24 protein-coding genes and 5 tRNA genes are annotated in these 25640 nt (G+C 59.5%); 19 read left to right on the forward strand and 10 right to left on the reverse strand.

Annotated features, from left to right (window positions below; genetic code table 11):
- Positions 1-17: 17 nt before the first annotated feature.
- From VQ071_RS04650 to VQ071_RS04685, 8 genes are all read left to right on the forward strand, one after another.
- Positions 18-1583 carry an ABC transporter substrate-binding protein gene (locus tag VQ071_RS04650; protein WP_340512695.1) on the forward strand — a complete coding sequence of 522 codons (1566 nt, stop codon included), beginning with the start codon at positions 18-20 and terminating at the stop codon, positions 1581-1583.
- 85 nt (positions 1584-1668) lie between these two features.
- Entirely contained in the window at positions 1669-1833 is a 165-nt protein-coding gene (locus VQ071_RS04655) for a hypothetical protein (RefSeq protein WP_340512696.1), read from the forward strand.
- A 126-nt stretch (positions 1834-1959) separates the two neighbouring features.
- Positions 1960-2142, forward strand: a complete 183-nt coding sequence (locus tag VQ071_RS04660) for a YycC family protein (RefSeq protein ID WP_340512697.1) — start codon at positions 1960-1962, stop codon at positions 2140-2142.
- Positions 2143-2230: 88 nt separating this feature from the next.
- Positions 2231-2307 (forward strand) — tRNA-Met (locus VQ071_RS04665).
- 28 nt (positions 2308-2335) lie between these two features.
- Positions 2336-2411 (forward strand) — tRNA-Ile (locus VQ071_RS04670).
- Positions 2412-2686: 275 nt separating this feature from the next.
- Positions 2687-2772 (forward strand) — tRNA-Leu (locus tag VQ071_RS04675).
- 509 nt (positions 2773-3281) lie between these two features.
- Positions 3282-3500: a KGG domain-containing protein gene (locus tag VQ071_RS04680; RefSeq protein WP_340512698.1), complete on the forward strand. Its 219-nt coding sequence runs from the start codon at positions 3282-3284 to the stop codon at positions 3498-3500.
- Between the two features lie 211 nt (positions 3501-3711).
- Positions 3712-3882 (forward strand): hypothetical protein, encoded by a 171-nt coding sequence (locus VQ071_RS04685; protein WP_340512699.1) that lies wholly within the window; start codon positions 3712-3714, stop codon positions 3880-3882.
- A gap of 67 nt (positions 3883-3949) precedes the next feature.
- Here VQ071_RS04685 and dat read toward each other — a convergent pair whose 3' ends face one another.
- Positions 3950-4798 (reverse strand): D-amino-acid transaminase, encoded by an 849-nt coding sequence (gene dat / locus VQ071_RS04690; RefSeq protein ID WP_340512700.1) that lies wholly within the window; start codon positions 4796-4798, stop codon positions 3950-3952.
- A 99-nt stretch (positions 4799-4897) separates the two neighbouring features.
- On the opposite strand from dat, the gene VQ071_RS04695 reads away from it, so the two are divergent.
- A complete protein-coding gene (locus VQ071_RS04695; RefSeq protein ID WP_340512701.1) occupies positions 4898-5641 on the forward strand; it encodes a uracil-DNA glycosylase in 744 nt (247 codons plus the stop codon).
- A 117-nt stretch (positions 5642-5758) separates the two neighbouring features.
- Here the strand turns inward: VQ071_RS04695 and VQ071_RS04700 are convergent, their stop codons facing one another.
- The 5 genes from VQ071_RS04700 to VQ071_RS04720 form a co-directional block, all read right to left on the reverse strand.
- Entirely contained in the window at positions 5759-6688 is a 930-nt protein-coding gene (locus VQ071_RS04700) for an S-layer homology domain-containing protein (RefSeq protein WP_340512702.1), read from the reverse strand.
- 121 nt (positions 6689-6809) lie between these two features.
- Positions 6810-6885, reverse strand: a tRNA-Val gene (locus VQ071_RS04705).
- A gap of 151 nt (positions 6886-7036) precedes the next feature.
- Positions 7037-7447, reverse strand: a complete 411-nt coding sequence (locus VQ071_RS04710; protein ID WP_340512703.1) for a hypothetical protein — start codon at positions 7445-7447, stop codon at positions 7037-7039.
- 148 nt (positions 7448-7595) lie between these two features.
- Positions 7596-7671: transfer RNA gene (locus VQ071_RS04715), tRNA-Val, on the reverse strand.
- Positions 7672-8310: 639 nt separating this feature from the next.
- Positions 8311-9054, reverse strand: coding sequence for an MBL fold metallo-hydrolase (locus VQ071_RS04720; protein WP_340512921.1), 744 nt, complete (start codon positions 9052-9054; stop codon positions 8311-8313).
- A gap of 174 nt (positions 9055-9228) precedes the next feature.
- Here VQ071_RS04720 and VQ071_RS04725 point away from each other — a divergent pair, with 174 nt between their 5' ends.
- From VQ071_RS04725 to VQ071_RS04735, 3 genes are all read left to right on the forward strand, one after another.
- The gene (locus VQ071_RS04725) at positions 9229-9450 is read left to right on the forward strand and encodes a hypothetical protein (RefSeq protein ID WP_340512704.1); all 222 of its coding nucleotides are present in this window, start codon (positions 9229-9231) and stop codon (positions 9448-9450) included.
- Positions 9451-9663: 213 nt separating this feature from the next.
- Complete coding sequence (locus VQ071_RS04730; protein ID WP_340512705.1) at positions 9664-10239, forward strand: stalk domain-containing protein; 576 nt, start codon at positions 9664-9666, stop codon at positions 10237-10239.
- A gap of 129 nt (positions 10240-10368) precedes the next feature.
- Positions 10369-10659, forward strand: coding sequence for a DUF1292 domain-containing protein (locus VQ071_RS04735; protein WP_090115327.1), 291 nt, complete (start codon positions 10369-10371; stop codon positions 10657-10659).
- A gap of 87 nt (positions 10660-10746) precedes the next feature.
- Here the strand turns inward: VQ071_RS04735 and VQ071_RS04740 are convergent, their stop codons facing one another.
- On the reverse strand, positions 10747-12216 hold the full coding sequence (locus tag VQ071_RS04740; protein WP_340512707.1) for an aminotransferase class I/II-fold pyridoxal phosphate-dependent enzyme: 1470 nt from the start codon (positions 12214-12216) through the stop codon (positions 10747-10749).
- A gap of 243 nt (positions 12217-12459) precedes the next feature.
- On the opposite strand from VQ071_RS04740, the gene VQ071_RS04745 reads away from it, so the two are divergent.
- Positions 12460-13641, forward strand: coding sequence for an MFS transporter (locus tag VQ071_RS04745; protein ID WP_340512708.1), 1182 nt, complete (start codon positions 12460-12462; stop codon positions 13639-13641).
- A gap of 352 nt (positions 13642-13993) precedes the next feature.
- Here VQ071_RS04745 and VQ071_RS04750 read toward each other — a convergent pair whose 3' ends face one another.
- Positions 13994-14770: a hypothetical protein gene (locus tag VQ071_RS04750; RefSeq protein WP_340512709.1), complete on the reverse strand. Its 777-nt coding sequence runs from the start codon at positions 14768-14770 to the stop codon at positions 13994-13996.
- A gap of 335 nt (positions 14771-15105) precedes the next feature.
- Here VQ071_RS04750 and VQ071_RS04755 point away from each other — a divergent pair, with 335 nt between their 5' ends.
- Entirely contained in the window at positions 15106-18111 is a 3006-nt protein-coding gene (locus VQ071_RS04755) for an efflux RND transporter permease subunit (protein ID WP_340512710.1), read from the forward strand.
- 119 nt (positions 18112-18230) lie between these two features.
- On the opposite strand, the gene VQ071_RS04760 is transcribed toward VQ071_RS04755, so the two are convergent.
- Positions 18231-18872 carry a YktB family protein gene (locus VQ071_RS04760; protein WP_340512711.1) on the reverse strand — a complete coding sequence of 214 codons (642 nt, stop codon included), beginning with the start codon at positions 18870-18872 and terminating at the stop codon, positions 18231-18233.
- A 177-nt stretch (positions 18873-19049) separates the two neighbouring features.
- Here VQ071_RS04760 and VQ071_RS04765 point away from each other — a divergent pair, with 177 nt between their 5' ends.
- From VQ071_RS04765 to gndA, 3 genes are all read left to right on the forward strand, one after another.
- The gene (locus VQ071_RS04765; protein WP_340512712.1) at positions 19050-19646 is read left to right on the forward strand and encodes a hypothetical protein; all 597 of its coding nucleotides are present in this window, start codon (positions 19050-19052) and stop codon (positions 19644-19646) included.
- A gap of 185 nt (positions 19647-19831) precedes the next feature.
- Positions 19832-20473, forward strand: coding sequence for an SGNH/GDSL hydrolase family protein (locus tag VQ071_RS04770; RefSeq protein WP_445293261.1), 642 nt, complete (start codon positions 19832-19834; stop codon positions 20471-20473).
- 238 nt (positions 20474-20711) lie between these two features.
- Positions 20712-22127, forward strand: coding sequence for an NADP-dependent phosphogluconate dehydrogenase (gene gndA, locus VQ071_RS04775; RefSeq protein ID WP_340512714.1), 1416 nt, complete (start codon positions 20712-20714; stop codon positions 22125-22127).
- Between the two features lie 1176 nt (positions 22128-23303).
- On the opposite strand, the gene VQ071_RS04780 is transcribed toward gndA, so the two are convergent.
- On the reverse strand, positions 23304-23606 hold the full coding sequence (locus VQ071_RS04780) for a rhodanese-like domain-containing protein (RefSeq protein ID WP_340512715.1): 303 nt from the start codon (positions 23604-23606) through the stop codon (positions 23304-23306).
- Between the two features lie 136 nt (positions 23607-23742).
- On the opposite strand from VQ071_RS04780, the gene aroA reads away from it, so the two are divergent.
- Both aroA and VQ071_RS04790 read left to right on the forward strand, forming a co-directional pair.
- Entirely contained in the window at positions 23743-25038 is a 1296-nt protein-coding gene (gene aroA / locus VQ071_RS04785) for a 3-phosphoshikimate 1-carboxyvinyltransferase (protein WP_340512716.1), read from the forward strand.
- Between the two features lie 71 nt (positions 25039-25109).
- Positions 25110-25538: a CoA-binding protein gene (locus VQ071_RS04790; RefSeq protein WP_340512717.1), complete on the forward strand. Its 429-nt coding sequence runs from the start codon at positions 25110-25112 to the stop codon at positions 25536-25538.
- Positions 25539-25640: the final 102 nt, after the last annotated feature.

Here is a 25640-nt window from a genome sequence, read left to right on the forward strand (position 1 = left end):
AGGGGATATATATGAATATGGCTAAGTGGAAGACTCGAACGGGCAAGGGATGGAGCGCGGGGCTCGCGGCGATATTGCTGGCGGTTCCGGTACTCGGCGCATGCTCGGACGACGCGGCCAAGGACAACGAGCGGCGTACGCTCCGGATCGGAATGATGTACGGCAGCAAGGACAGCGAATCATGGTTCCGCCAGCAGACGACCGACATGTTCGAGATCGATCATCCGAACATCGACATCGAGCTTGTCTATGCAACCGACTACAGCGATTCGCAGTTTATGACGGAGGAGGAGCGCAAAAAGCAGCAGCAGGAGGACCCGGAGAAAAAATTCCGCGAACTGCTGAGCGGCGACAATCCGGTCGATGTCGTCATGACCGACCTCGGTACGATGAAGCGCCTGGTGACCGATAACCTGCTGAAGTCGCTCGATCCGTACATCAAGCAGGACAAGATGGATATGTCCGACTTTTTGCCCTCCGTCCTCGAATCGATCAAAGGGCAGGGCAACGGCCAGATTTACGGGCTGACCCCGACATTCTCGAGCAGCGCGCTGTTCTACAACAAAAAGCTGTTCGAAAAAGCAAACGTAACGCCTCCGAAGGACGGCATGACATGGAACGAGATATTCTCCCTGGCGCAATCGATGAAAAGCGGCAAAGGCAAGGATGCCGCATACGGATTTGCGTTTAATACATACGGCGGCGGGCTCCAGCTCTACAGCATTCAATCGACGTACGATACGTCGAGCATGAGAATGTTCGATGCCGCCGGCGAGAAGATGACCGTTCATACGAAGGCATGGGCGGATGCATGGGCCAAGCCGATCCAGATGTACAAGGATCACGTCATCCCGCATGACGAAGATCTGCAGCAGTCGGCGGCTTCCATGGCGTCCGGCGACGGGGTGTACGCATACAATCCTTATCAGAACAACACGTTCCTGGCCGGCAAGGTCGCCATGGTCATCGGCAGCTATTATATGGTGAACGAGATCGCCAGCTACAATAAAAACGTGGACAAGATGAAAGATGCCAAGGCGCTGGATTGGGATGTCGTCACGGTGCCCGAATATGCGGAGGGCGGCGCGCCCGGCATGTATCTGGGCAACATGTCCTCCATCAATGCCAAAAGCGCCAATCCGGACGATGCCTGGACGTTCATCAAGCATATGAACAGCGAAGAGGTGGCCAAGTTCAAGGCGCGGAGCCAAGGCGAGCTCAGCGTGCGGCAGAAGTTCATCCAGCCGCAGGACGGCGCCGCGTTCCACCTCGAAGCGTTCACGAAGGTAAAGCCTTACGTGGGCGAAGCGAGCGAGGCGGATACGGAGCTGTACCGCAGCAGACCCAATCTGAGCCTGATCTCCGAGCTGGGCAATTATTTATTCCAGGATGCCGCCCAGGGCAAGAAGACGATCGACGAAGCGCTGACGGAGTGGGACACCAAGGGCAATGAGCTGCTTCAGAAAATCAAGCTGGACCCGACGGGGGATCTGAGTGCCGAGATGAACGAATACCGTCAGGCGGCCCAATCCGGCATGCAATCGATGCTGCGCGCCGCAGCCGGGGAAGTCGTCGTGAATTAAGGCAAGGCAGAAGCAAGGGTTAAACCGCTCGCAAACCGAGCATCCTAAATCCATATCGACCACATTCCGGAGGGACGGACACGGTATGAATTGGGTGTACTGGTCGCGGCTGTACGACAGCAAATTTCAGGCGGGATGTCTCGTCCGGCGCATCGAAAACGACGGCTGGCTGTTCGGCGTCGATATGCCTCGGGAAGTCGAGGTATACCGCTCGCGCAAGGGCAAGTACGGCGTGCGTTATATGCCATAAACGACGGGTTTGCTTAGGGGAGCCTGCCGCGCCTTCGGGTTGCGGCAGGCTCCTTGCTGTGTTATGTTCGAGTGAGCGGCGGAACCATCCTATACGAGAGCCGCGAAGATAGGGAGGCTGGCAGCAATGAAAAGAATGCCCTTGTCCGCAGATACGGCGCAGAAGCTGGCGGCGCATCTCAAGGTGCCGCTGGAGCATCTGATGCATATGCCGCAGCATATTCTGCTGCAGAAGCTCGCGGAGATGGCGCAGGCCGAGCAGGTTGAGGCTGCGAATACGGATTCGAATGCAGATTCGAAAAAAAATTAAAATAATTCGTGATTTTCCTTGACGGAACTATAGTCTATGCGGTATATTAATTCTTGTCGCCATTGAAGGACAAATGAACGCTTAACGACGCGGGGTGGAGCAGCCCGGTAGCTCGTCGGGCTCATAACCCGAAGGCCGCAGGTTCAAATCCTGCCCCCGCAACCAACTTATCACCTCGTAGGGATCATGACGAGGGCCCTTAGCTCAGTGGTTAGAGCTGTCGGCTCATAACCGATTGGTCGGGGGTTCGAGTCCCTCAGGGCCCACCACAGCGAGGTTCGCTCGCATATTCCTATGCGAGGCTTACGTCAATTACATAGCGATGCTTTATGCGCCTCACTTGCGTTTCTCCGGTTGATGGAGATCGCGGGGAGGCGTTTTGCATGCGTGGAGGACTTAGGTGCTAGTTCGCTGCAGGCAACAGCCGGCTGTTATCGTTATATAGCAGCAGCGACGGAAAAATACGACAGATTTTATTTTTAACGTTTGACGCACCGCCTCGCGCATAGTACAATGAACAACGTCGGTTTATTGAGATGATCATGCCGGGGTGGCGGAATTGGCAGACGCACAGGACTTAAAATCCTGCGATGGGTGACCATCGTACGGGTTCGACCCCCGTCCTCGGCATACTTGGTAGTGATAGGGTTCGTTTCCCTGACTTACATAAGCCAAATCGACTTTAAAAGACGAGTCCTGCGAGGCTAAGGCGACCTGACCTGGCCGCGCGGGATTCGCCGCACGAGATCCTCTTTTGCCCTATCTGTACGCAAATTACAGGTAGAGGCGAAGGAGGATTTTTGGATTATGGGGCATGAATCGGCAAGCTCAAATTCAGTAGAATAGCCGGGGTGAGTCGCAATGAGAAGAAATATGCTGCATTATTTAACGCTAATCGTGGGTATTGTTTTAATCGTGCTGTCATTGACGGGGATGGCGGGGGACAATAAAAATAAATGGATCGTGCTCGCGCTTTCCGTTTTAACGGTCGTCTCGAGTGTGGTCGGTTTGATCCGAAGCAGATCCGTTCGTTAGACACCGCTATGTGAGAAAGCTCTCATAACCGTTTGCTTCCTGGCTCCAGGGGTACTTATAACATGGGCAAGCAAGCCCGGACTAACCCAAAGGAGTGATTCTGAATGGCACGCAATGACGACAACAACAAGATGAGCCGCGAGGAAGCAGGACGCATGGGTGGGGAAGCGACATCGAGGACGCATGACCGCGATTTCTATCAGGAGATCGGCGAGAAGGGCGGAGAGGCGGGCGGTGGCAGCAGCAATCGCAGCCAAGGCGGCGGCAGCGACAGGGGCGGCATGAGCAGGGAAGAGGCCGGCCGCAAGGGCGGACGTTCCTGATCGGCATATGAGTGCGACATCAAGCAATCGTTAAAATAAGCAGTGCGAAAACGCCGGATGCCCGAGTGCATTCGGCGTTTTTTGCTGTGACTGCGGCTGGTGTGAGCCGTCTCGGCGATCCGAATCGCCTGCCTGCGGCAGCAGGAATTAACCGTATCCGCGTGGAAGGGTATAACGCACAGGAATAGAGAGGATAGGGCGTGAGGGAGCGATGACGAAGCAGTACGCGATCGATCTGGCCAAAAAGCTGTACAGGGAGCATGATCGTTCTTACTTCGTCGTGCTGGAGGAGGACTCCGAGGAGTACCGGATCGTCGACAAGGCGGAAAAGGATGCGAAGCAGCTTAATCGATATGTCGTGTTCAGTATCGAAACGGATTGAAAGTTATTGGCGAGGTGAGGACGGCTCCGGGCGCGCTTGAATGCGCGCCCCGGAGCCGTTCGTTATGTCAGGCGATGCCGATCGCCGAGGCGAAGCGCGCCTGCAGCTCCCGTGTGAGAGGGCCGGGCGCCCCGGCGCCGATCGGGCGGCCGTCGACGGAGACGATCGGCGTGATCTCGACCGTCGTGCCGGTCACAAAGGCTTCGTCGGCGCCGTACAGCTCGTCCAGCGTGAAGGGGCGCTCCTGGACGGGGATCTCGCCTGCGCCCGCCAGTCTGAGCGTCACGGCGCGTGTGACGCCGTGCAGAATCAGATTGTTCGCGGGATGCGTCAGGAGCGCACCGTCCTTGACGATCATGACATTGGAGGCGCTGCTCTCGGTGACGATGCCGTCGCGGTGAAGGATGGCATCGGCGGCGCCGCGCTCCGCGGCCTCTTGCTTCGCCAGGACGTTGGCCAGCAGGTTCAGCGTCTTGTAGTTGCAGTGCAGCCAGCGGATATCGTCCTGCGTGATGACGGAGATGCCTTCTTCCATCGTCCGGACGGGGCGCGCGACCTCGCGCGTATAGGCGAGGGCGACCGGGGCGGCATCGGCGGGGAAGAGGTGGTTGCGCGGCGCCGCACCGCGGGTAATCTGCAAATAGACGGTGCCGTCGGACAGCCCGTTCCGGGCGACGAGCTCGTCGATGGCGCTCCGCAATCCGTCGATGCCCCAAGGGAGCGGGAGCTTGAGGCCTTCGGCGCTGAGCCGCAGCCGCTCGTAGTGGGCGTCGGCTTCGAACAGCCGGCCTCCGTATACGCGGAATACTTCGTAGATGCCGTCTCCGAAGTAGTAGCCGCGGTCGTGCGGCGAGATCCGCACCTGCTCCTCGGGCAGGAAGGCGTTGCCATACCAATAGATCGAAGTCATAGTCATGGGGCGTTTCTCCTTTGTTTTGGGCGTGCCTCGTGATTCTGCTATAATTGAATCGCGAATCCCTTGCTATTAGCTATCATAAATCAGGAGGCGGGCCTCATGCCAGCGGTGTTCAGGAACGATTGGGAGCCCTTGCTCCAGCCGGAGCTGGAGAAGCCCTACTATAAGGCGCTGAGAACGGAGCTGGCCGCCGAGTACAGACAGCGGACCGTGTATCCGGACATGCATCATATTTTTGAAGCGCTCCATCTGACTGCCTATCGGGACGCCAAGGTCGTCATCTTGGGACAGGACCCCTACCACGGGGCGGGCCAGGCGCACGGCCTCAGCTTCTCCGTCCTGCCGGGTGTCCGCCAGCCGCCGTCGCTGCGCAACATCTTCAAGGAGCTGCAGAGCGATCTGGGATGCCCGATCCCGGGCCACGGCAACTTGTTGCACTGGGCCAAGCAGGGCGTGCTGCTGCTGAACGCCGTGCTGACGGTCCGTGAGGGCGAGGCCAACTCGCACAAGGGTCTCGGCTGGGAGAAGTTCACCGACGCCGTCGTAGCGGCGCTGAACGAGCGAGAGGCCCCGCTGGTGTTCATTCTGTGGGGCAGCCATGCGCAGAAGAAGGCGGCCTTTATCGACCGGCGCAAGCATTTCGTCATTGCGTCCGCGCATCCGAGTCCGCTGTCCGCGCACAACGGCTTTCTCGGCAGCCGGCCGTTCTCGCGTGCGAACGAATATTTGCGGCAGGCGGGCGAGCGTCCGATCGATTGGTGCGTGCCGGAGCTCGGCGCGGAGGAGCGGGAGCGCATGCTGCGCGAGACTGCGGCGTCCGCAGAGACATCCGGCGCCGATTAACGGGCGCTGGGCACGCTGCATGGCATTTCCGTCTACTAGCAGCAGAGAGCCGCCGGACATGTGCCGGCGGCTCTCTGCTGTGCTGTTTAATGCGGCTTCATAAGGCCTGGAGCTGCTTTAAGGTTGGACTTCGCCGCCGAGCACGGGCGTATACGCCGTGCTGATGTAGACGGCAGCCGCGACCGTCGTGATGACCTGCGGGTACATGCGGTCCGGATCCGGCTTGACGACCCGGTAGGTGATGATCGCCTGCTTATCCTTGTAGGCGACGTTCGCGATCTCGATGCCGTAGCCCGCATGCGGCGCCTCGGCTGAGATCGTCACCTTGAGCGCTTCGGTGCCGTATGCTTCGCTCGACATCCGCACATTCGTCAGCGGCGAGGCCGGCTGCTCCGGCTGCGGCACCGGTTTTGTGTTTTTGACAAATGTGATGCCTTTGGCCAGGATGACGGCCGCTTCGCTGCGGGTGATCGCGTCCTTCGGGCGGAATCTGTTCTTCTCGTCCAGGGATGCGATCTTCCCGATGAGCAGCTTCTGGACGCTGTCCATGTAGCCCTTCGTTACTTTATCCTCGTCCTTGAACGTCATGTACATTTCGATCCAGGCATATTCGCCTTTTTTGCTGATTGCTTGGTACACCCAGTGCGCATACTGCTCGCGCGTCACCTTGCCGTTCGGATCGATGTCGCGGGGGATATCCAGGCCGTTCAGCTGTGCGATGATGAAGGCTTTGGCATAGGGTGCGTTATCCTTGACCTTGGTGAAGTAATCGCTTGCCTTCGGCTCCTTGATGAAGCGGATGTTGTCGATGTTCAGGCCGAAGCCGTTCACGATCAGCGTGACGGCGGATTGCGCGGTGATCGCGCTCTTGGGCTTGAACATCCCGCTGCCGTCGCCTCTGACGAGCCCTTTCTTTTGAAGCTGCTCGATATAGCTCTTGCCCGGATCCTTCTGAATATCGTTGAACGCGAATGCCGAAGCGCTGACGGACAGGCTGAACAGCATCAGGGCGAGCAGGGCGAGCAGACTTTTGGCCGTTTTTTTCATGATCGATTCCTCCTGGATGGATTTATATTCCGATGCGGTCAACCACACTAACGCAGGGGGCGGGCCAAATGTTGCAGCAAACAAAAAAGGAAGCCATAAATGGCTTCCGCGATGTTAAGTATGGTGATCTGAACAGGGATCGAACCTGTGACCCCTACCCTGTCAAGGTAGTGCTCTCCCAGCTGAGCTATCAGATCATATTGTGTGGCGACTTGATTGATTATAGGCGAATCCGAAGCGATTGTAAAGAGGTTTTTAATCATTTTTTTTATAAATCAAAAATGAGTTTGCATCGTCAGTCAAAACGGGCCGATCCGCGTAGGACCCGCCCGTTTCTGATCGTCCGTGCTATGTGTTTTTCTTCGCTTCGGCGCCCCAGGATCTGTTGATCTGCTCCTTCAGATGCACGCGCTCCTTGTCGAGCAGCTTGCCGATCAGCTGGTCCTCGCTGATGCCTCTGGACTGGCCGATCTGGGCAATCGACTTGCCCTTCTTGAGCTCGCCGATCAGCTGATCCGAAGTCATGCCGAGCACCTCGGCCATATCGTCCAGACGGCGATGATGCTTGCGGCCGTGATGACCCTCGCGGTGAGCGAGGCCGGCGATGGCGGTCGGCGCCGCCGTGACGGCCAGTGCGTCTTCCCGGACGGCCTGCGCATCGGTGGCGCCGGCCTGCGCCTTGCCGGTCGTCATAGGAGAGGCAAGCGCCAGCAGCAACGCCGTGGCGAGCAGCGCCTTGCGGCCAGAAGTGTTTAACATGGTGAATTTCCCTCCTTCGCTCTTATTGTGAGCAAGAGGGGCTGACTTTAAACGGGGTGAAAAGCAATGACAGGAAAAACGCATCTGGAAAGACTGAGCATGCAACAAAAAAGAAGCCTGTGGGATCAGGCTTCAGCGCGTTTAAGTATGGTGATCTGAACAGGGATCGAACCTGTGACCCCTACCCTGTCAAGGTAGTGCTCTCCCAGCTGAGCTATCAGATCGTATCGGAAAGGACTTTTATATAATACCAGGAGGGGTTGTCCGCGTCAACAGAAAATCGAAAAAAAATGAACGGATGCGGGATGATTCGACCATTGGGCGCGTAAACTGATATACCGGAACATAATAACGACGATGGTCAGGAAGCGGAGGCGCTGCCCGGGAATGGACAATATCCCGTTGTTAACGCTATGGCTGGTCGGACTGTTCGGCCTGATCGGTACGGTACTGCTGGCGGTCGTAAGGCTGCCGGGGGAGAACGATAAATAGGAACAAGCGGCGGCGGATAGAAGAGAGACGTTTGGAGCAGACTGGGGATATCCGTTAATGAAGCGAGGAATCCCCGTGAACATGCGATGGTTCATCCGACCGCAACGCGCCGTCAAAATGATAACGATTGCAGGCTTCGCAAGCGTATTGGCAGGCTGCAGCCTGTTCCCTGCGCCGGACGATACGGTCCCCGTGCTGACGACCGTGTATCCGACCGGCGTCGGTCAGGACGTTTATTCGTCGTTTTCGCCTTCCCATTTTTTGGAGTAGGCTTTTTTGGTTACCCAGAAGGTCAGCCATATGATGACGGCTACGATGATAGCCGCTCCGATCCACAAACCCGTCATAGATTACATCCTCCCAAGCTTGATTCATCCTACGTCAAAGCTGTACAGGCGGTGCTGCTCGACAAAGCGCATCCCGCCGGTGCGCCCGATATATTGAGGCTGGGCGTCTCCATAGTGCATGAGGCGAATTATTCGCTGCAGCTCGTCAGGCAGCGTGAGCAGCTGGTCCAGACAGGCGTGTACGACGCCCGGCGGCTCGAGCTGGCAATCGTGGAAGATCGTCTCCACGCCGCGTTCGCGCACGAGCGTCTCCAGCAGCTCCGGCATGAAGAGCATGTCCGAAGAGTAGAAAAAAGTATGTCCGAACAGCACGGAGTAGCTGAGCTTGCCCGGGATATGAGACGTCCGCAGCAGCTCGGCGCGCAGGCCGGGCAGCACCTCGTACGGCGAGCCTTCCGCCATAGGCCGCACGTCGAAGTAGTCGGACAGCGTCATGAGACCCTCCTGCTCCAGTCCGCCGCGAAGCGAATGCTCCCACAGGATGTCGGCCAGCGTATCCGCAATATACAACGGAATGCGCCGCTTGAACAGAAATTTTAATTGGAAAGCGAGCTCCTCGAGCCCTCCGACGTGATCCGCGTGAATATGGGTGATCAGCACGCCGTCGATCTCCGCGAGCGAGAGGCCGAGCTTGCGCAAGGCGACATGGGCCGTCGTCCCGCAGTCGACCAGAAGCTTGCGGCCTCCGGCGTAGACGATGGCGTTATTATTGTAGAATTCCTTGGCAAATGCGCTCCCGCAACCGAGCATCCGAATATCCATCAGCAGCCTCCCGTAGCATGCCGCATGCGCAGCCGACAACCGTAAATTCTAAATTAATGTACCATAATTTGCTTGGTTGCAGAAGATGTCAAATCATACACCGCTGCATTGGCATTCCGTCGTCCGCCTGCATACTGTATCGTGGCGATCCGCACACGGCCGCCGGGGGAGACGGGCAAGATGAGCAAGCCGGCCAGTCAGGGCAAGAGCGCCAAGGGTGGCGCCAAAAAGAAAGTGCATGCCGAGCATGTGCAGCCGCAGATGAAAATCGTTCTATCGGACACATGCGCCGTATGCAAGACGCCTTGCCAGCGGGGGCTCGACTATTTGGCGCGCATGACCAAGCCGGGAGCGCTCGGCAAGGGCGTACCCTGCGTGCTGACGCTGCCGAAGAGAGCCTGAAGCGACCCCGGGAAATGAAGCCGCGGATACAGGACATTTCCCGGGCAACCGCATATTCCGAGCGGGGATGGCGACAGCTCGGAATATCGGTCGAATCGCCTCGAAACTTTAATGATTCCGCGACCGCAACTTTTGCCGCGCAAGGCGGTATATACGTTTACATAAAGCAAACAAATTGTTGGCCAACACGCGGTAATGACGGAGGGATCATTGATGAAGCTGCGCAGGCTTCTCTTATTGACGGCTGTGCTGTCTCTGTTTGGAGGCTCCGCCATCTACGCGGATACGATCACGCAGAAGGTACGGATCATCGTGAACAAGCAAGAGCTCGACGATCAGGGCGTGCTGGAGGATGGCAAGGCTTACGTCGGCGTCCGCAATCTGGCCGATCTGATGAAGGCGCTCGTCTTCTGGGACGATTCGGCCAAGAAGGTGTCGATCGCGAAGCCCAATGTCCATATTTTCCTGATGGACGGCAGCAAGCCTTTCGGCGGCGTCGAGCGCGGCAAGAAGAGCTTCAAGATTTTTTCCCAGGTGGACAATCTGACCGTTCCGATCAACGCGTTCAAGGTGACGATCGCCGATCCGTACGGGGACGAGAAGGACATCGAGGCCCATACGTCCAAGGAGAGCGACTTCCCGACGGACAAGGACAACTTCTGGTTCACGAGCGCCGATTATACGTACAACTTCGGCAGCGTGGGCAAGTATACGATCCGATTCTGGATGAAGGCGGTCGACGGCGGCGGCTACCAGGTCGTCTCCGAGAAGACCGTATTCGCCAAATAGACCGCGCCAGCCGCGCGACTGTCAGGAGCCGCGAACCGCTTCGCGGCTCTTGGCGTGTTGTTTGACCCGATAGTGGGTTAGTGATAGGATAGGGCGAAGACTAATTTAACCGATGAACGGAGGTTCTCCATGAGCGACCATGTTCATGATGAAAACTGCGATCACGAGCACGACGAAGCCGTATTCGTCGTGACCGACGAGGATGGCAACGAGCACGAGATGGTGCTGGTGTATACGTTCGAGAGCGGCGATCAAGCCTATGCCGTATTGCTCGACCGCAACGATCCGGACGACGACGGCGTCATCTTCCGCATAGAGGAAGACGGCGAAGACGAAGTGCTGGTCAACATTGAAGACGACGAAGAATGGGAACGCGTGATGAAGGTGTACGAGGAGCTGGCCGCACAGGAAGCGGACTGAGCCGTATGCCGTCAAAAGAGCCGATCCTTTGCAAATGGGCGCATTGCGCTTGCATTTGCGAAGGATCGGCTCTTCTTTTTGGAGCAGCTACGAGATGGCCGTCTCTTCGACGATGACCTTCACGTACTCGACGTTCCGGTCCTCCGGTCCTTTGACCGGGAGGCCGACCTCGAGATGGTCGACGATATAATCGATGTTGTCCTGGGAGATGACCTCGCCCGGCAGCAGGATCGGGATGCCCGGCGGGTACACATAGATGAATTCGGCGATGATCCGGCCCGCCGAAGCGCGGAACGGCACGATCTCCGTCTCGCCGTAGAAGGCGTCCCTCGGCGTCAGCGACAGATGCGGAATCTCGGGAATCTCGACGACCATTTCCTTGATCTCTCCCTTGCCGAGATACGCTTCGGACATCTCGCGAAGCGCGGAGAGCAGGATGCCTATCGTCTCGTCGTCGTCGCCCGGCGTCACGAGGCACAGAATGTTGTACATGTCGCTCAGCTCGACCTCGATGTTGTGCGCGTCGCGCAGCCAATTCTCCGCGTCGTAGCCGGTGATGCCCAGGTGGCGGACATGAATTGTCAGCTTGGTCTGGTCATAATCGAAGGTCGCTTCCTCGCCGAGAATGTCTTCGCCGAAGCAATACAGCCCCGGGATGGCGTTGATCTCGGTGCGGGCGCGCTCTGCCCTGGCGACCGCGGCTGCGGCAAGCTCGCGACCGTTCGTCGCCAGATGCCGGCGGGCGGCGTCGAGCGAGGCGAGCAGCGGATAAGAGGTCGACGTCGTCGTCAGCAAGCTGAGGATCGTCTGCACACGCGGGATGTTGACGAGCGCGCCCTTGACGTTGAGCACCGAGCTCTGCGTCATCGAGCCGCCGAGCTTGTGCACGCTCGTCGCGGCCATATCCGCGCCGGCCGCCATCGCGGACAGCGGCAGCTCGCTAGAAAAGTGGATGAGCGCGCCGTGCGCCTCGTCGACGAGCACCGGAATATCGTACTCGTGCACGAGATCGACGATCTCCCTCAGGTTGGCGCAGACGCCGTAATAGGTCGGGTTGATGACGAGTACGGCCGAGGCGTCGGGGTGGCGCTCCAGCGCCCGCCGCACGGAGGCCGTCGTCACGCCGTGATCGATGCCGAGATTGCGGTCGCGCGCTGGCGACAGGAAGACGGGCCGCGCGCCTGCGAAGATGATCGCCGACAGAATCGACTTGTGCACGTTGCGCGGGACGATGATCTTGTCGCCGTTGCCGCAGACGGACAGGATCATCGCCATGATCGCCGTGCTCGTGCCCTGGACGGAGAAGAACGTGGCATCAGCGCCGAAGGCGTCGGCCGCGAGCCGCTGCGCCTCGAGGATGACGCTGACCGGCTGGTGCAGGTCGTCGAGCGGCGCGATATTGATCAGATCGATATCCAGAACGTTCTGGCCTACGAAGCTGCGGAATTCCGGGTCCATGCCCGCGCCCTTCTTATGGCCGGGAATGTGGAACTGGATGGGATTGCGCTCCTTGTGCCGCAGCAGCGCGTCGAACAAGGGCGTGCGGGAGTGGTCCAATAGATTCACTGCCTTTCAATGCCGGACATAGGTATGGCGAACAAGCATGAGTATAGCAAAAACGTCGGGGATTGCAACCGCGGCAAGCCCCGGCAACATTCGTGCAGCTATCCGGCAAGCCCGGCAATGGCGAACCGATTCGGCCGCGGCTGTCACCAAAATGTCAAGCGCTTTATTTGGAACGTCCGTGCCATTGTGCTACCATATGAAGAAAAGACGTGGATGGGCAAAGGAGAAAGATCCGTGAAAAGCAGGCTGGTCATCGTAGGTCTTATGTTGTTCGTTGTGTTCGTAGGCTTTGGCATCATTATCCCGATCCTGCCGCAGCTTGTGACGGACGCCAGTCCCGATTCGGCGAACTGGCATACGGGCGGCATGCTGTCGCTGTACTCGTTCGTATCGTTCCTGCTGTCGCCCGTATGGGGCGGCGTCTCCGAGCGGATCGGACGGCGGCCGGTCATCATGCTCGGCGTGCTCGGATTCTCGGTCAGCTTTTTGCTGTTCGGCCTTGCGGACGGCAATCTGTGGATCATGTACGCATCGCGCCTGCTCGGCGGCCTGTTCTCCGGCGCCGTGACGGCCTGCATCGTCGCCTATGTCGCGGATATCACGACCGAGGAGAACCGCACCAAAGGGATGGCCGTCGTCGGTATGAGCATCGGCATGGGCTTTACGTTCGGTCCGTTTATCGGCGGGGAACTGAGCAATCTGATCTCTCTGAACGCGCCATTTTACGCGGCGGCCCTCCTGTCGCTGCTCACCTTCTTCGCAGCCTGGCTCAAGCTGCCGGAGTCGCTCACGGCCGACAAGCGCGCAGCGGCCAGACTGCTTAAGCGCCAATCCCGGTGGACCGCTTTCCAGGGACCGCTCAAGCAGCTGTACGTGCTGGCCTTTTTCGTCACGTTCTCGCTCGCTATTCTTGAGGGGACGCTGCAGCTGTACGGCATCGACAAGTTCGACGTTACCCCGCGCAAGGTCGGTCTCATGTTCTTCTTCTGCGGACTGGTCGGCGCGCTCGTCCAGGGCGGCATCGTCCGCAGGCGCGTGAAGCAGGGACAGGAGAGCCGCTATATCGCGATCGGGCTCGTCATCTCCGCGGTCGGATTTTTCCTGCTGCTGACGGCGCACAACTGGATTGCCGCTTCCGTCTACCTGTGCATTTTCGGCATCGGCAACGCCCTGATCAAGCCCTGCGTCACTTCGCTCATCACGCAGAAGACGACCGTGTCCCAGGGCGTCGCGTCGGGGCTCAGCTCGTCGATGGACAGCCTCGGCCGCATCGTCGGTCCGCTGCTGGGCGCCGCGCTGCTGTCCGTCCAGGCCGGCTTGCCGTTTATCGTGTCCGGCCTCATGTCGCTCGGCGCGCTCGGCCTGCTCGCGGGCTACCGCAGCTCGGCGCGCAGAGCGGCCAGCCCGCAGACTTAAGCCCTTAGTAATCACTGGCTGCAGGTTCGCAACAATGCTGCAATAACCATGGCGCGGCACGGACCGGACCGGATACAACGCAAAGGACCGTCAGGGCAATTTTGCCCCGACGGTTTTTTAACGCGATTCAGAAAGTATAAGTATCTCTAACCTTCTCTGAATCGTCTCCGATAAAACGTATCGCCGTCACTATAAGACAGCAAAGTCGATTTTACTTGCATCGCAGGCTCCATGCCGCTTTTGTCCGATCAGCCGCCGCCGCTCCGCTCCAAGCGCAAACTTTATGCCTGCGCGCCCTACGGGCCCGGTTGAACTATGCAACATCTCGGATATCCTTCCAGCCTAAATGGCTTCAGAACGAAAGTTGTTGATGGTTTCGCGAGAAGTGCGGATCGCCTTCACTACGAGAGGCGATGTGCCTCATGGCGGCAGAGAAGTGCGGATCGCCTTCACTACGAGAGGCGATGTGTCTCGTGGCGGCAGAGAAGTGCGGATCGCCTTCACTACGAGAGGCGATGTGCCTCGTGGCGGCAGAGAAGTGCGGATCGCCTTCACTACAAGAGGCGATGTGCCTCGTGGCGGCAGAGAAGTGCGGATCGCCTTCACTATGAGAGGCGATGTGCCTCATGGCGGCAGAGAAGTGCGGATCGCCTTCACTACAAGAGGCGATGTGCCTCGTGGCGGCAGAGAAGTGCGGATCGCCTTCACTACGAGAGGCGATGTGCCTCGTGGCGGCAGAGAAGTGCGGATCGCCTTCACTACGAGAGGCGATGTGCCTCGTGGCGGCAGAGAAGTGCGGATCGCCTTCACTACGAGAGGCGATGTGCCTCATGGCGGCAGAGAAGTGCGGATCGCCTTCACTACGAGAGGCGATGTGCCTCATGGCGCCGGAGAAGTGCGAATCGCCTTCACTACAAGAGGCGATGTGCCTCGTGGCGGCAGAGAAGTGCGGATCGCCTTCACTACGAGAGGCGATGTGCCTCGTGGCGGCAGAGAAGTGCGGATCGCCTTCAAGTGCATACGTCCACTCGTCTTGTGGGATACCGCACGGTCCCATGAACACGGTTGCCGGGGCGGACGCAATCGATATAAAGGCGAAATTATCGATATTTTCGGCCGCATTCGACATTTTTTTGACATTCCAAGAATTTGTAAATTTTGAGGAAAACGTTATTCCGCCGTACTTGTGATATACCAGAGACCAGCAGAGACCAGCAGAGACCAGCAGAGACCAGCAGAGACCAGCTATCGATAGGGCCGTCAGGGTGAATTCTTCCTTGGCGGTTGTTCTTATTATTCCTTATGGCGAGACGACGAGGAAAAGTCTGGAAGCGTCCGAGGTCCGATTCTTTCTCCGTCTTAGGTCTGAGAGAAGGTCCGGTCTCTGGCCGTTGTTGCCGGGGGCATGCTCTCCTTTATGCTTATCGTAGCTGATGCAAGCAAGAGGAGAGGGGTCATTTTCAAGTGAGTTCATTTATTCAGGGCGTATTCAAAAACAAGGCGGCGGTCATCATCCTCGTCGTCATGACGCTGGGGCTGGGCGTCTTCAGCTACTTCAAGCTGCCGATGGAATTCCTGCCCGAAGCCGACAACCCGCAGGTGACGGTCAGCGTCATCGGGCCAGGCTACAACACCGCTACGATGGAGCGGGATGTGACGGGGCCGCTCGAGCAGGCGCTGTCCGCGATCAAGGGCAAGACCGCCATGCTCTCCACATCCGGAGACGGGTACTCCCAGATCAATCTGAACTTCGACGCCAAGACGAATATGTCCGAGGCCAAGGCCGAGGTCGAGAAGGCATCCGCAGCCGTCCAGCTGCCGGAGCGCGTGTCGAAGCCTTATGTCATCCAGTACAACACGTCGATGATCCCGATCTCGTTCCTGTCGCTGACCTTCAAGGATGGCGTGAGCAACGCCGACAAGACCAAGGCCGAGCAGCGCGCTGTCGACGCCTTCCGCGAGATCGACGGCGCGGGCCAGGTTCAGTTGTCGGGCAAGTCGATCCCGAGCGTGACGATCGTGCCGGATGCCGCGAAGCTCGCCGCCAAGGGCGTGCCGGTGCAGGCGCTGTATGCGGTGCTCCAGGGGCGCACCGCATCGGCATCCGTCGGCGCGGCGGTGCTTGACGGCGAGGCCGTCAACCTGAACGTGAGCGCCGAGCTTGGCAGCGCCGAGGACGTCGCGAAGCTCCCGGTCGCGCCGGGCGTCAAGCTGTCGGATGTCGCATCGGTCACGCAGTCGGACGACACGGAGAGCGTGAGCCGGGTTAACGGCAGGGACGCGCTCATGATCGTCGTATCCAAGGGTGCGAATGCCAACGCAGTCAGCGTAGGCAAAGATGTCCAGAAGACGGCCGACCGTCTGATGGAGGACAACAGCAACATGGAACTCAAGGTCATCCTGAGCACGTCGGATCAGGTCGTCCATTCCGTGAACAGCATGATGCGCGAAGTGCTCATGGGCGCGCTGTTCGCCACGATCGTCATCCTGCTGTTCATGCGCAATCTGCGCGCGACGCTCGTCACGATCGTCTCGATCCCGCTCTCGCTCGGACTTACGCTGTACCTGCTCGACCTGTCGGGCATCAGCCTGAACATACTGACGCTGGGCGGCGTCGCCGTCGCCGTCGGCCGACTCGTGGACGACAGCATCGTCGTCATCGAGAATATATTCCGCAGGCTGCAGAAGGAGAAATTCTCGGTAGCGCTCGTCATCGACGCGACCAAGGAAGTGTCCACGGCGATCACCGCCTCGACGCTCACGACCGTGGCCGTCTTCCTGCCGATGGGGCTGCTCCGCGGGTCCTTGCAGTCGTTCCTGCTGCCGTTCGCGCTGACCGTCACCTATTCGCTGCTGTCTTCGCTGCTCGTCGCGCTGACCGTCATCCCGCTCATGAGCGCAGGTCTGCTCAAGCGCTCGGAGATCAAGGAACATCAGCCGTCCAAGCGCTTCGGCGGCTTCCTCGAATGGAATCTGAAGCACAAGTGGCTGCCGCTGCTCGTCGCGCTGGTGCTGCTCGTCGGCTCGATCGCCACCTACTTCAATTTGCCGAAGGGCGCGATCGATTCTTCCGACGCTTCGAATATCAACGTACAGTTGTCGTATCCGCAGGATACGCCGGTAGCCGAAGTGTTTGAGAACGGCAAAAAGCTCGAGGCGTTCCTCATCAAGCAGGAGGGCCAGGAGTGGGTCATCATGGACATGGGCAACAGCGCGGAAGGCGCCATGTACGGCAACGTCAAATCGCCGACCCAGGTCGACTATACGATTCAGATGAAGCCGAAGGCCGATGCCGACAAGATCATCGAAGCCGTCAAGGCTGAGCGCGCCAGCTATCCGGGCGCCGAGCTGTCCGCATCCGCAGGCTCCCTGATGTTCGGCGGCGGGGGCAGCCAGGTGTTCGTCGACATCGTCGGAGACGATCTGGGCGAATTGACGAAGACGGCCGACCTCGTCATGAGCAAGATCAAGCCGATCAAGGATGTGCTCAAGGTTGCCAGCAACCAGCAGGAACGCAAGACCGTGTACACGCTCCAGGTCGATCCGACGGCTGCCAAGGCTTCGGATATCGCTGCCCAGTTGCAGGGCATGATGAACGCCGTACCGCTCGGCAGCATCGTCAAGGACGGCCAGCAGATGCCCGTATCGCTCGAGCCTCTGCTCAAGCCGGGCGCATCCGCCGAGCTGAACGATCTGACGGTCGCGACGGACGAGGGGCCGAGGAAGCTGTCCCAGATCGCCGAGTGGGTCAAGAGCGATCAGCCTACCGAAGCCTACCACAAGGACGGCAAGACCTACGTCCGTGTGACCGCCACGGTTGAGCCCGCACAGCTCTCGATCGTCGGCGGCAAGATCTCGGACGCCATGAAGGACATCAAGCCGGCGGACGGCGTGAAGCTGTACGTAGGCGGCGCATCCGCCGATCAGAGCGCGGACTTCGCGAGCCTGTTCATGATGATGATCGTATCGATCGGCATCGTCTACCTCATCATGGTGTTCACGTTCAAGACGCTGCGCGCGCCGCTGGCGATACTCGCCTCGATTCTGTTCGTGCCGATCGGCGCCGTACTCGGCCTGATCGTGACCGGCGTGACGCCCGACTTCACCGCAATCTTCGGCGTCGTCATGCTGATCGGCATCGTCGTCACCAATGCGATCGTGCTGATCGACCGCGTCAAGAAAAACGAGGCGCATATGCCGATCCGCGAAGCACTGCTCGAGGCGGCCGGCACCCGCATGCGGCCGATACTCATGACGGCCATCGCGACGGTGTGCGCGATGCTCCCGCTCGTGTTCGGCACGTCGGAGACCGGCAGCATCGTATCGCAGAGTCTGGCGATCGTCGTCATCGGCGGCCTGATCGTCGCCACGCTGCTGACGCTTGTGCTCGTGCCCTGCGTCTACGAGCTGCTGCACTTCCGCAAGGCCAAGCGGCAGCGGACGGCGGCCCGCACCGGGGTCGCGGCCTGACCGACCGCAAGCAAGCAGCCCCTCCGGCAATCGGAGGGGCTGCTGTTTTGTGCGGGCGCTGTTTGGCATTGGCGAATATTGGTGTATGAATTAGTAAGCGGACAGTCGTTCGGGCGTCTTTAAAAAGACAGCTTGTACAACGGCAGCAGCGTGCGGAACGCTGCTTCGGCCGTCCGCAGCAGACTGGCCGGATCCCGCACGCGGTCGTCGTCGCGGCCGATATGGACGCCGCAGGTGATCTCCGCAGCTTTGACCGTCTTCAGCCTGGCCAGCCAGTCGGTCAATTGCCCGTCCGTGAGCTCGCCGTGGGGAATCCCTTCGGGCAGCGTATGATCTTTGGACCATACGTAGTCTGCCGGCAGCGAGGCGCGGATCGATGCGAGCTCAGCCGCCGCACGATCGGCGAATACGGATTTGTTCGCGCTTTCGTAGATGATGGCGAACTGGATGAACAGGTGCGTGGACCACAGCCCGATTTGAAAGTGAGGATGCGCTTTGTAGCCGCGCGGATGACGCGACCACGCGACCCAGGTATCGTCCGGCGGATTGACCGACCGTCTGGCGTGCTTGGCCACATGCGGATACATAGGCTCCGCGCATAGATCGGAGAGCAGGGGGGCGAGCGTGCGCCCGAGCTGCTCGAGCTTCGGCCTTACTTGATGGATGATGGCCTGCATCCGGTTGTCGAGACCGGGAATCGTCATCGCGTCGAAGTCCTGGGCGATGAATCCTGTGAGAGCGTCGTTCGTTGGCGTGGACATGCGGTTCTCCTCTGCTTGCGAATTTCGGTTGCTATTTTGCCATCACTATACCGGAAAATAGTCAAGAAACCAAGTTGCCATAACATAAGATGGAGTATAAGATAAAGTAAGAACAAATTATCTGAACATTCGGTCAACAACTCGATCGCTGCCCATACCGCAGGAGGGGGGATGGCCGTGAACCGGAGCCATGAAGTCGAATACTGCAACCTGGAGCTTCGATTCGACCGCGTACAGATTCAGAATTTGATTCGGGACTTGATTCAGGAAGGCTATTCCCTGTACTGGAACGAGAGCGAGACTTTTTTTCTCGTCTCCGTCCGCACGGGGAGGAGGCTGCTGAAGCTGCGGTTTCAACGCACCAGGGGTCGTTACAAGATGGTCGGGGATTATGTGGTGAAGGACGAGAAGTTCGCGCTCTGGCTGGAGAAGCTGATCAATGACTCGCGAGGCCATGCCGTCGTCAAGCGGTTCCGGGATCGTCACCTGCTGATAGAAAATATTATGTTCGGCGAAATCATACGACTCGTGGAGGTGTCAGGCATGGAGCATCGGATTATATTCCAGAAGCGCCCTCAGATCACGGTAGAAGATATGATTCAGGCTTACAAGTCGAGACGCGCGGAGCAGCGCGTAGGCGTGCTGCGGCTTGAGATCGACTATGAGCTCGCCGTGCTGCACGATGCGCTCCAGGCCGGCAGCGTCGAGGAGATCGAGGCGTCCAAGGCCAGGCTGGCCGCGATGAGGCTGGAGAGCCTGCAGCTTGAGCTGTAACGGCTTCGTATATGCGACAACACCCGGGCGTTCCGCGAGGAACGTCCGTTTTTTGTGCTTAATTGCAGGATTGCATGTTGTCCTGCGACGCATCAACGAGTTAAAATGTGGGATGGCAATGAAGACGTGCATCAACTCAAAAGGGGGAATGACGAGTGAAGCTGTCCACAAACGATAAGCTGGTCATGATTGGAGACTCGATCACGGACTGCGGCCGCAGCCGGCCGATCGGGGAAGGTCTGGGAGGCGCGCTCGGCAACGGCTATGTATCGATCGCGGCCGGTCTGCTGCAGAGCGTGTATCCGCAGCTTCCCGTGCGTGTCGTCAATGTCGGCTCGAGCGGCCACACCGTCCGCGATCTCGCGGAGCGCTGGCAGACCGACGTGCTGGACCTGGCGCCGGATTGGGTGTCGATCATGATCGGCACGAATGACGTCTGGCGTCAATACGACCAGCCGTACATCAAGGAATCGCATGTATACGCGGAGGAGTACGAGGAGACGCTGAGCGAGCTGGTTGAGAAGACGCTTACGCATGTAAAAGGCATCGTGCTGATGACGCCATTTTACCTCGAGCCCAACCGGAGCGATGCGATGCGGGCGACCATGGATCAGTACGGCGGCATCGTGAAGCGTATCGCGGAAAATCACGGCACGCTGTTCGTCGACACGCAGGCTGCGTTCGACCGCGTACTTGCGCACATTTACCCGGCGACGATCGCATGGGACCGGGTGCATCCGAACGCGGCCGGCCACATCACGCTGGCGAAGGCATTGCTTGACGCGCTGGGCTTCTCGTGGGACGGCGCGGGCGACGGGACCGAATAATGCGGTCTGTGGCGCATCGGCGTCGCGTCTTGCGTCTTGTCGGTGACGCTTCTGCATTTTAAGATGTCGCTTTCTCGTCGCATCCGTGTCACATTCATGTCGCGCTCCATTCGCATGTGAGCTCGAATTCCGTCGCATCGCGGCGGGCTGTTTTCATCTTCGGACAAAAAGAGTACAATAAGAGCGACTGAAACGCGCAGAAAAAACGGCTTAACGGCTTGGAGGAAGGAATCGAAACATGTCTAATGCAAATATCGGCGTCGTCGGCATGGCCGTCATGGGACGCAATCTGGCACTCAACATCGAGAGCCGCGGGTTTACGGTAGCCGTCTACAATCGCTCGCGCGAGAAGACGGACGATCTGATGAATACGGACGGCAAGGGCAAGAACCTCGTGCCTACATACTCCGTCGAAGAATTCGTGGCATCGCTGGACAAGCCCCGCAAGATTCTGATCATGGTGCAGGCCGGCTCCGGCACGGACGCGACGATCGAGTCGCTCGTCCCGCATCTCGACAAGGGCGACATCATCATCGACGGCGGCAACGCCTACTTCCCGGACACGCAGCGCCGCAGCAAGGACCTGACCGAGCGCGGCTTCCACTTCATCGGCACCGGCGTATCCGGCGGCGAAGAGGGCGCGCTGAAGGGCCCGTCCATCATGCCGGGCGGTCCCGAGGAAGCGTACAAGCTGGTCGAGCCGATCCTGACGGGCATCTCCGCGAAGGTTAACGGCGATCCGTGCTGCACGTATATCGGACCGGACGGCGCGGGCCACTACGTCAAGATGGTGCACAACGGCATCGAGTACGGCGACATGCAGCTCATCTGCGAAGCGTACCAACTGCTCAAGGACGTGCTCGGCGTGCAGCCGGACGAGCTTCACGAGATTTTCAGCGAATGGAACAAGGGCGAGCTCGACAGCTACCTGATCGAGATCACGACCGACATTTTTGCGGAAAAGGACCCCGAGACCGGCAAGCCGATGGTCGACGTCATCCTCGACTCCGCCGGCCAGAAGGGCACCGGCAAGTGGACGAGCCAGAGCTCGCTCGACCTGGGCGTACCGCTGTCCATCATCACCGAGTCCGTTTTCTCGCGCTTCCTGTCGGCGATGAAGGACGAGCGCGTCGCGGCCAGCAAGGTGCTGAGAGGCCCTGCCAAGACCGCCTTCGCGGGCGACCGCGCCGCCTTCATCGAGAGCGTGCGCAAGGCGCTGTTCGCGAGCAAGATTTGCTCCTACGCGCAGGGCTTCGCGCAGATGCGTGCCGCCTCCGAGGAGTACAACTGGAACCTGCAGTACGGCAACATCGCGATGATCTTCCGCGGCGGCTGCATCATCCGCGCCCGCTTCCTGCAGAACATCAAGGACGCGTACGACCGCGACCCGGGCCTGCGCAACCTGCTGCTCGACGAGTACTTCAAGGGCGTCGTCGAGTCCTACCAGGACGCTTGGCGCGAAGTCGTCGCCGCTGCCGTCAAGTTCGGCATCCCGGTGCCTGCGTTCGCGAGCGCGCTGGCGTACTACGACAGCTACCGCTCCGAGCGTCTACCGGCCAACCTGCTGCAGGCGCAGCGCGACTACTTCGGCGCGCACACGTTCAAGCGCCTCGACAAGGAAGGCACGTTCCACCACAACTGGCTGCACAACTAATGTCGGCCTGCATAGTTAGCTGAAGGACGGCCGATCGAGCCCCATCTTGTCCGGGACTCCTTCGGCCGTTGTTGCGCCGCGGGCGCCCGCGAATCGCCGCAGACGGCGCTTGAGGTGCAATAGCGGAAAAAAGTTCCGCTATCGGGCGTGAAGAGCGGCGCTAAAGGTGCGATAGCGGAAATAAGTTCCGCTATCGGGCGAGGAGAGCGACGCTAGAGGTGCGATAGCGGAGAGCGGCGCTAGAGGTGCGATAGCGGAAAAAAGTTCCGTTATCGGGCGCGGAGAGCGGCGCTAAAGGTGCAATAGCGGAAATAAGTTCCGCTATCGTGCGCGGAGAGCGGCGCTAAAGGTGCGATAGCGGAAATAAGTTCCGCTATCGTGCGCGAAGAGCGGCGCTAGAGATGCGATAGCGGAAAAAAAGTTCCGCTATCGGGCGCGAAGAGCGGCGCTAGGGATGCAATAGCGGAAAAAAGTTCCGCTATCGTGCGAGGAGAGCGGTGCTAAAGGTGCGATAGCGGAAAAAAGTTCCGCTATCGGGCGCGGAGAGCGGCGCTAAAGGTGCAACAGCGGAAATAAGTTCCGCTATCGGGCGCGGAGAGCGGCGCTAAAGGTGCGATAGCGGAAAAAAGTTCCGCTATCGGGCGCGGAGAGCGGCGCTAAAGGTGCAATAGCGGAAATAAGTTCCGTTATCGGGCGCGAAGAGCGGCGCTAGGGATGCAATAGCGGAAAAAAGTTCCGTTATCGGGCGCGAAGAGCGACGCTAGGGATGCAATAGCGGAAAAAAGTTCCGCTATCGTGCGAGGAGAGCGGTGCTAAAGGTGCGATAGCGGAAAAAAGTTCCGCTATCGGGCGCGGAGAGCGGCGCTAAAGGTGCAATAGCGGAAAAAAGTTCCGCTATTGGGCGCGAAGAGCGGCGCTAAAGGTGTGATAGCGGAAAAAAGTACCGTTATCGGGCGCGGAGGCCATACGAGAAGTTTGTTCCGGCCCGCAAACGCGATCTACAATGGCCTAAGTGCGAACCGCTGATTTCCTGTGCTATGATGGGAGCAAGGAAGCGGGAGCCGAAGCGGGAACCGCGGGGGAGAGCAGCGCGTCAACCGTCGCCGAAAATAAAAAGGGCGCCCGGAGCCGCTATCGTACCGATTCGCGGACCGGGCGCCACCGGCGCGCACGGGGTTACAGTTCGTTCCAGGCCAGCATGCCGCCCGTCATGTTCACGACGCGGCCGTAGCCGAGCTCGTTCAAGTATTCGCAGGCACGCCCGCTGCGTCCGCCGCTGCGGCAGATGAAGATGACTTCCTCGTCCTGCGGAATCTCGTCCAGCCTGTCCGGCAGCGTGCCGAGACGGATATGTCTGGCGCCGGGAATCATGCCGGCGGCGACCTCGTCGTCCTCGCGGACATCGATCAGGTGCAGCTTCTCGCCGGCGTCCAGCCGCGCCTTAAGCTGCTCCACGCTCGTCGTATCGTAATGGCTCATCAGGGTCTTCCTCCATCGCTCGAATAGATTCATTCTCAATGATAAGGACATGTTGCGCTGCAAGTCAAATCGCGCCGTCAGGCGCGGCTTTCTACATAAATTAACGCCTCGCGAACAAAAAGGAGCTCGTTGCCAGATGGATATGATCGTCACGCCTACCCCGCGTCTCGCGGGTGAGATTCAAGCCCTGTCCTCCAAAAACTATACGACCCGCTACCTGCTCGTCGCCGCGCTGGCGGAAGGCACGAGCGTGATCCGCTACCCCGCGCACAGCGAGGACAGCGATGCGCTGCGGCGCTGTGTCAGAGATCTCGGCGCCATCCTCGAGGAGGACGACGAGAAGATCGTCGTCACCGGCTTCGGCAGCCGCCCGAAGGCCGTCAAGGAACTCGACGTCGGCAACGCGGGCGCCGTGCTGCGCTTCCTCATGGCGGTCACTGCGCTGCTGCCCGAGGTCACCTTCGTCAACAAGTACCCCGAGTCGCTCGGCAAGCGTCCGCATGACGATCTGATCCGCGCGCTCGAGAGCATGGGTGTGCAGATCGAGCATCGCGAGGGCAAGCTGCCGATCACGATTCGCGGCGGCGACGCTGTCCGCGGCGGCAAGATCCAGGTATCGGGCAGCGTGAGCTCCCAGTTCCTCAGCGCCTTGCTCTTCCTGACGCCGCTGCTCGCCGAGGACAGCGAGATCGAGGTGCTCCACGATCTCAAGTCCAAGGTCGTCATCGGACAGACGCTGGAGGTGCTCGCCCAAGCCGGCATCGTCATCGAGGCCGCGCCCGATCTGATGCGCTTCAAAGTACCGGGCGGACAGCGCTACCTGGCGCAGGAATACGTCGTCCAGGGCGACTACCCGGGCTCGGCCGCCATTCTGGCGGCGGCGGCCGTCACCGAATCCGACGTTACCGTACACCGGCTGCTCGAGGACAGCAAGCAGGGCGAGCGCGCCGTCGTGGACGTGCTGAAGGCGATGGGAACGCCGCTCACGCACAAGGACGGCATCGTGCACGTCCAAGGCAACGGCAAGCTCCGCGCGGGCGAGTTCGACGGCGACGAATTTACGGACGGCGTGCTGGCTATGGTCGCCGCCGCCGTATTCGCGGAGGGCACGTCCCGCTTTTACAATGTCGAGAACCTGCGTTACAAGGAATGCGACCGCATCACCGACTACTTGGCCGAGCTGCGCAAGGCGGGCGCGAACGTCGAGGAGAAAAAGGACGAGATCATCGTTCACGGCCGTCCCGAGGGCGTGGAGGGCGGCGTGACGATCGACGCGCACTTCGACCACCGCGTCATCATGGCGCTGACGGTCGTCGGCCTGCGGGCCAAGGCGCCGCTCACGATCAAGGATGCGCATCACGTCGCCAAGTCGTATCCCAATTATTTCGACCATCTGCAAGCGCTGGGCGCGAACGTACGCTGGGCCGACTAAGCCCGCGCAGCGAATCCGCCTGCCGATAAAAATCAACCATTTGCAATACCACCAGATGGAGGTAGATAGCCATGCCGTTCGAGAATCCAAGCCGCGAAGAGATCAAGCGCATTTTGCAGCAGGCGAACATCATCGCCGTCGTCGGACTGTCGGGCGATCCGGACAAGACGAGTCATATGGTATCCGCAGCGATGCAGGCCAAGGGCTATCGCATCATCCCCGTCAATCCGAAGGAAGAGGAGATTCTCGGGGAAAAGTGCTACAAGTCGCTGGCCGACATCCCGGAGCCGATCGACATCGTCAACGTGTTCCGCCGTCCCGAGCATACGCCGCCGATCGCGAAGGAAGCTGTCGACGCCGGTGCCAAGGTGCTGTGGCTGCAGCTCGGAGTCGTCAATGACGAGGCTGCCCGGATCGCTGCGGACGGCGGCTTGACCGTCATTATGGACCGGTGCATCAAGGTCGAGGATTCCATCCTGCTTCCCGAAGGCCGACGCTGATCGGGCTGCGGGCGCTTCCGCGTCCGGACGGGCCGCTTCGGAGCCGAGCCGCTTCGCGCGGCCCGTTTTGATAGCCGCATCAACCAACATCAAGGGAAAGGA

Origin of the sequence: Cohnella sp. 56 (assembly GCF_037963805.1) — a bacterium.
Classification (GTDB): Bacteria; Bacillota; Bacilli; order Paenibacillales; family Paenibacillaceae; genus Cohnella.

Bases quoted from the DNA above. Each gene is read 5' to 3' on its own strand.
- VQ071_RS04700 (WP_340512702.1), bottom strand. From the start codon at position 6,688: ATGAAAAAAACGGCCAAAAGTCTGCTCGCCCTGCTCGCCCTGATGCTG.
- VQ071_RS04780 (WP_340512715.1), bottom strand. From the start codon at position 23,606: ATGAGCCATTACGATACGACGAGCGTGGAGCAGCTTAAGGCGCGGCTG.
- VQ071_RS04650 (WP_340512695.1), top strand. From the start codon at position 18: ATGGCTAAGTGGAAGACTCGAACGGGCAAGGGATGGAGCGCGGGGCTC.
- gndA (WP_340512714.1), top strand. From the start codon at position 20,712: ATGTCTAATGCAAATATCGGCGTCGTCGGCATGGCCGTCATGGGACGC.
- VQ071_RS04790 (WP_340512717.1), top strand. From the start codon at position 25,110: ATGCCGTTCGAGAATCCAAGCCGCGAAGAGATCAAGCGCATTTTGCAG.
- aroA (WP_340512716.1), top strand. From the start codon at position 23,743: ATGGATATGATCGTCACGCCTACCCCGCGTCTCGCGGGTGAGATTCAA.
- dat (WP_340512700.1), bottom strand. From the start codon at position 4,798: ATGACTATGACTTCGATCTATTGGTATGGCAACGCCTTCCTGCCCGAG.
- VQ071_RS04685 (WP_340512699.1), top strand. From the start codon at position 3,712: ATGACGAAGCAGTACGCGATCGATCTGGCCAAAAAGCTGTACAGGGAG.
- VQ071_RS04725 (WP_340512704.1), top strand. From the start codon at position 9,229: ATGAGCAAGCCGGCCAGTCAGGGCAAGAGCGCCAAGGGTGGCGCCAAA.
- VQ071_RS04710 (WP_340512703.1), bottom strand. From the start codon at position 7,447: ATGTTAAACACTTCTGGCCGCAAGGCGCTGCTCGCCACGGCGTTGCTG.
- VQ071_RS04750 (WP_340512709.1), bottom strand. From the start codon at position 14,770: ATGTCGAATGCGGCCGAAAATATCGATAATTTCGCCTTTATATCGATT.
- VQ071_RS04770 (WP_445293261.1), top strand. From the start codon at position 19,832: ATGATTGGAGACTCGATCACGGACTGCGGCCGCAGCCGGCCGATCGGG.
- VQ071_RS04680 (WP_340512698.1), top strand. From the start codon at position 3,282: ATGGCACGCAATGACGACAACAACAAGATGAGCCGCGAGGAAGCAGGA.
- VQ071_RS04760 (WP_340512711.1), bottom strand. From the start codon at position 18,872: ATGTCCACGCCAACGAACGACGCTCTCACAGGATTCATCGCCCAGGAC.
- VQ071_RS04660 (WP_340512697.1), top strand. From the start codon at position 1,960: ATGAAAAGAATGCCCTTGTCCGCAGATACGGCGCAGAAGCTGGCGGCG.
- VQ071_RS04695 (WP_340512701.1), top strand. From the start codon at position 4,898: ATGCCAGCGGTGTTCAGGAACGATTGGGAGCCCTTGCTCCAGCCGGAG.
- VQ071_RS04735 (WP_090115327.1), top strand. From the start codon at position 10,369: ATGAGCGACCATGTTCATGATGAAAACTGCGATCACGAGCACGACGAA.
- VQ071_RS04655 (WP_340512696.1), top strand. From the start codon at position 1,669: ATGAATTGGGTGTACTGGTCGCGGCTGTACGACAGCAAATTTCAGGCG.
- VQ071_RS04730 (WP_340512705.1), top strand. From the start codon at position 9,664: ATGAAGCTGCGCAGGCTTCTCTTATTGACGGCTGTGCTGTCTCTGTTT.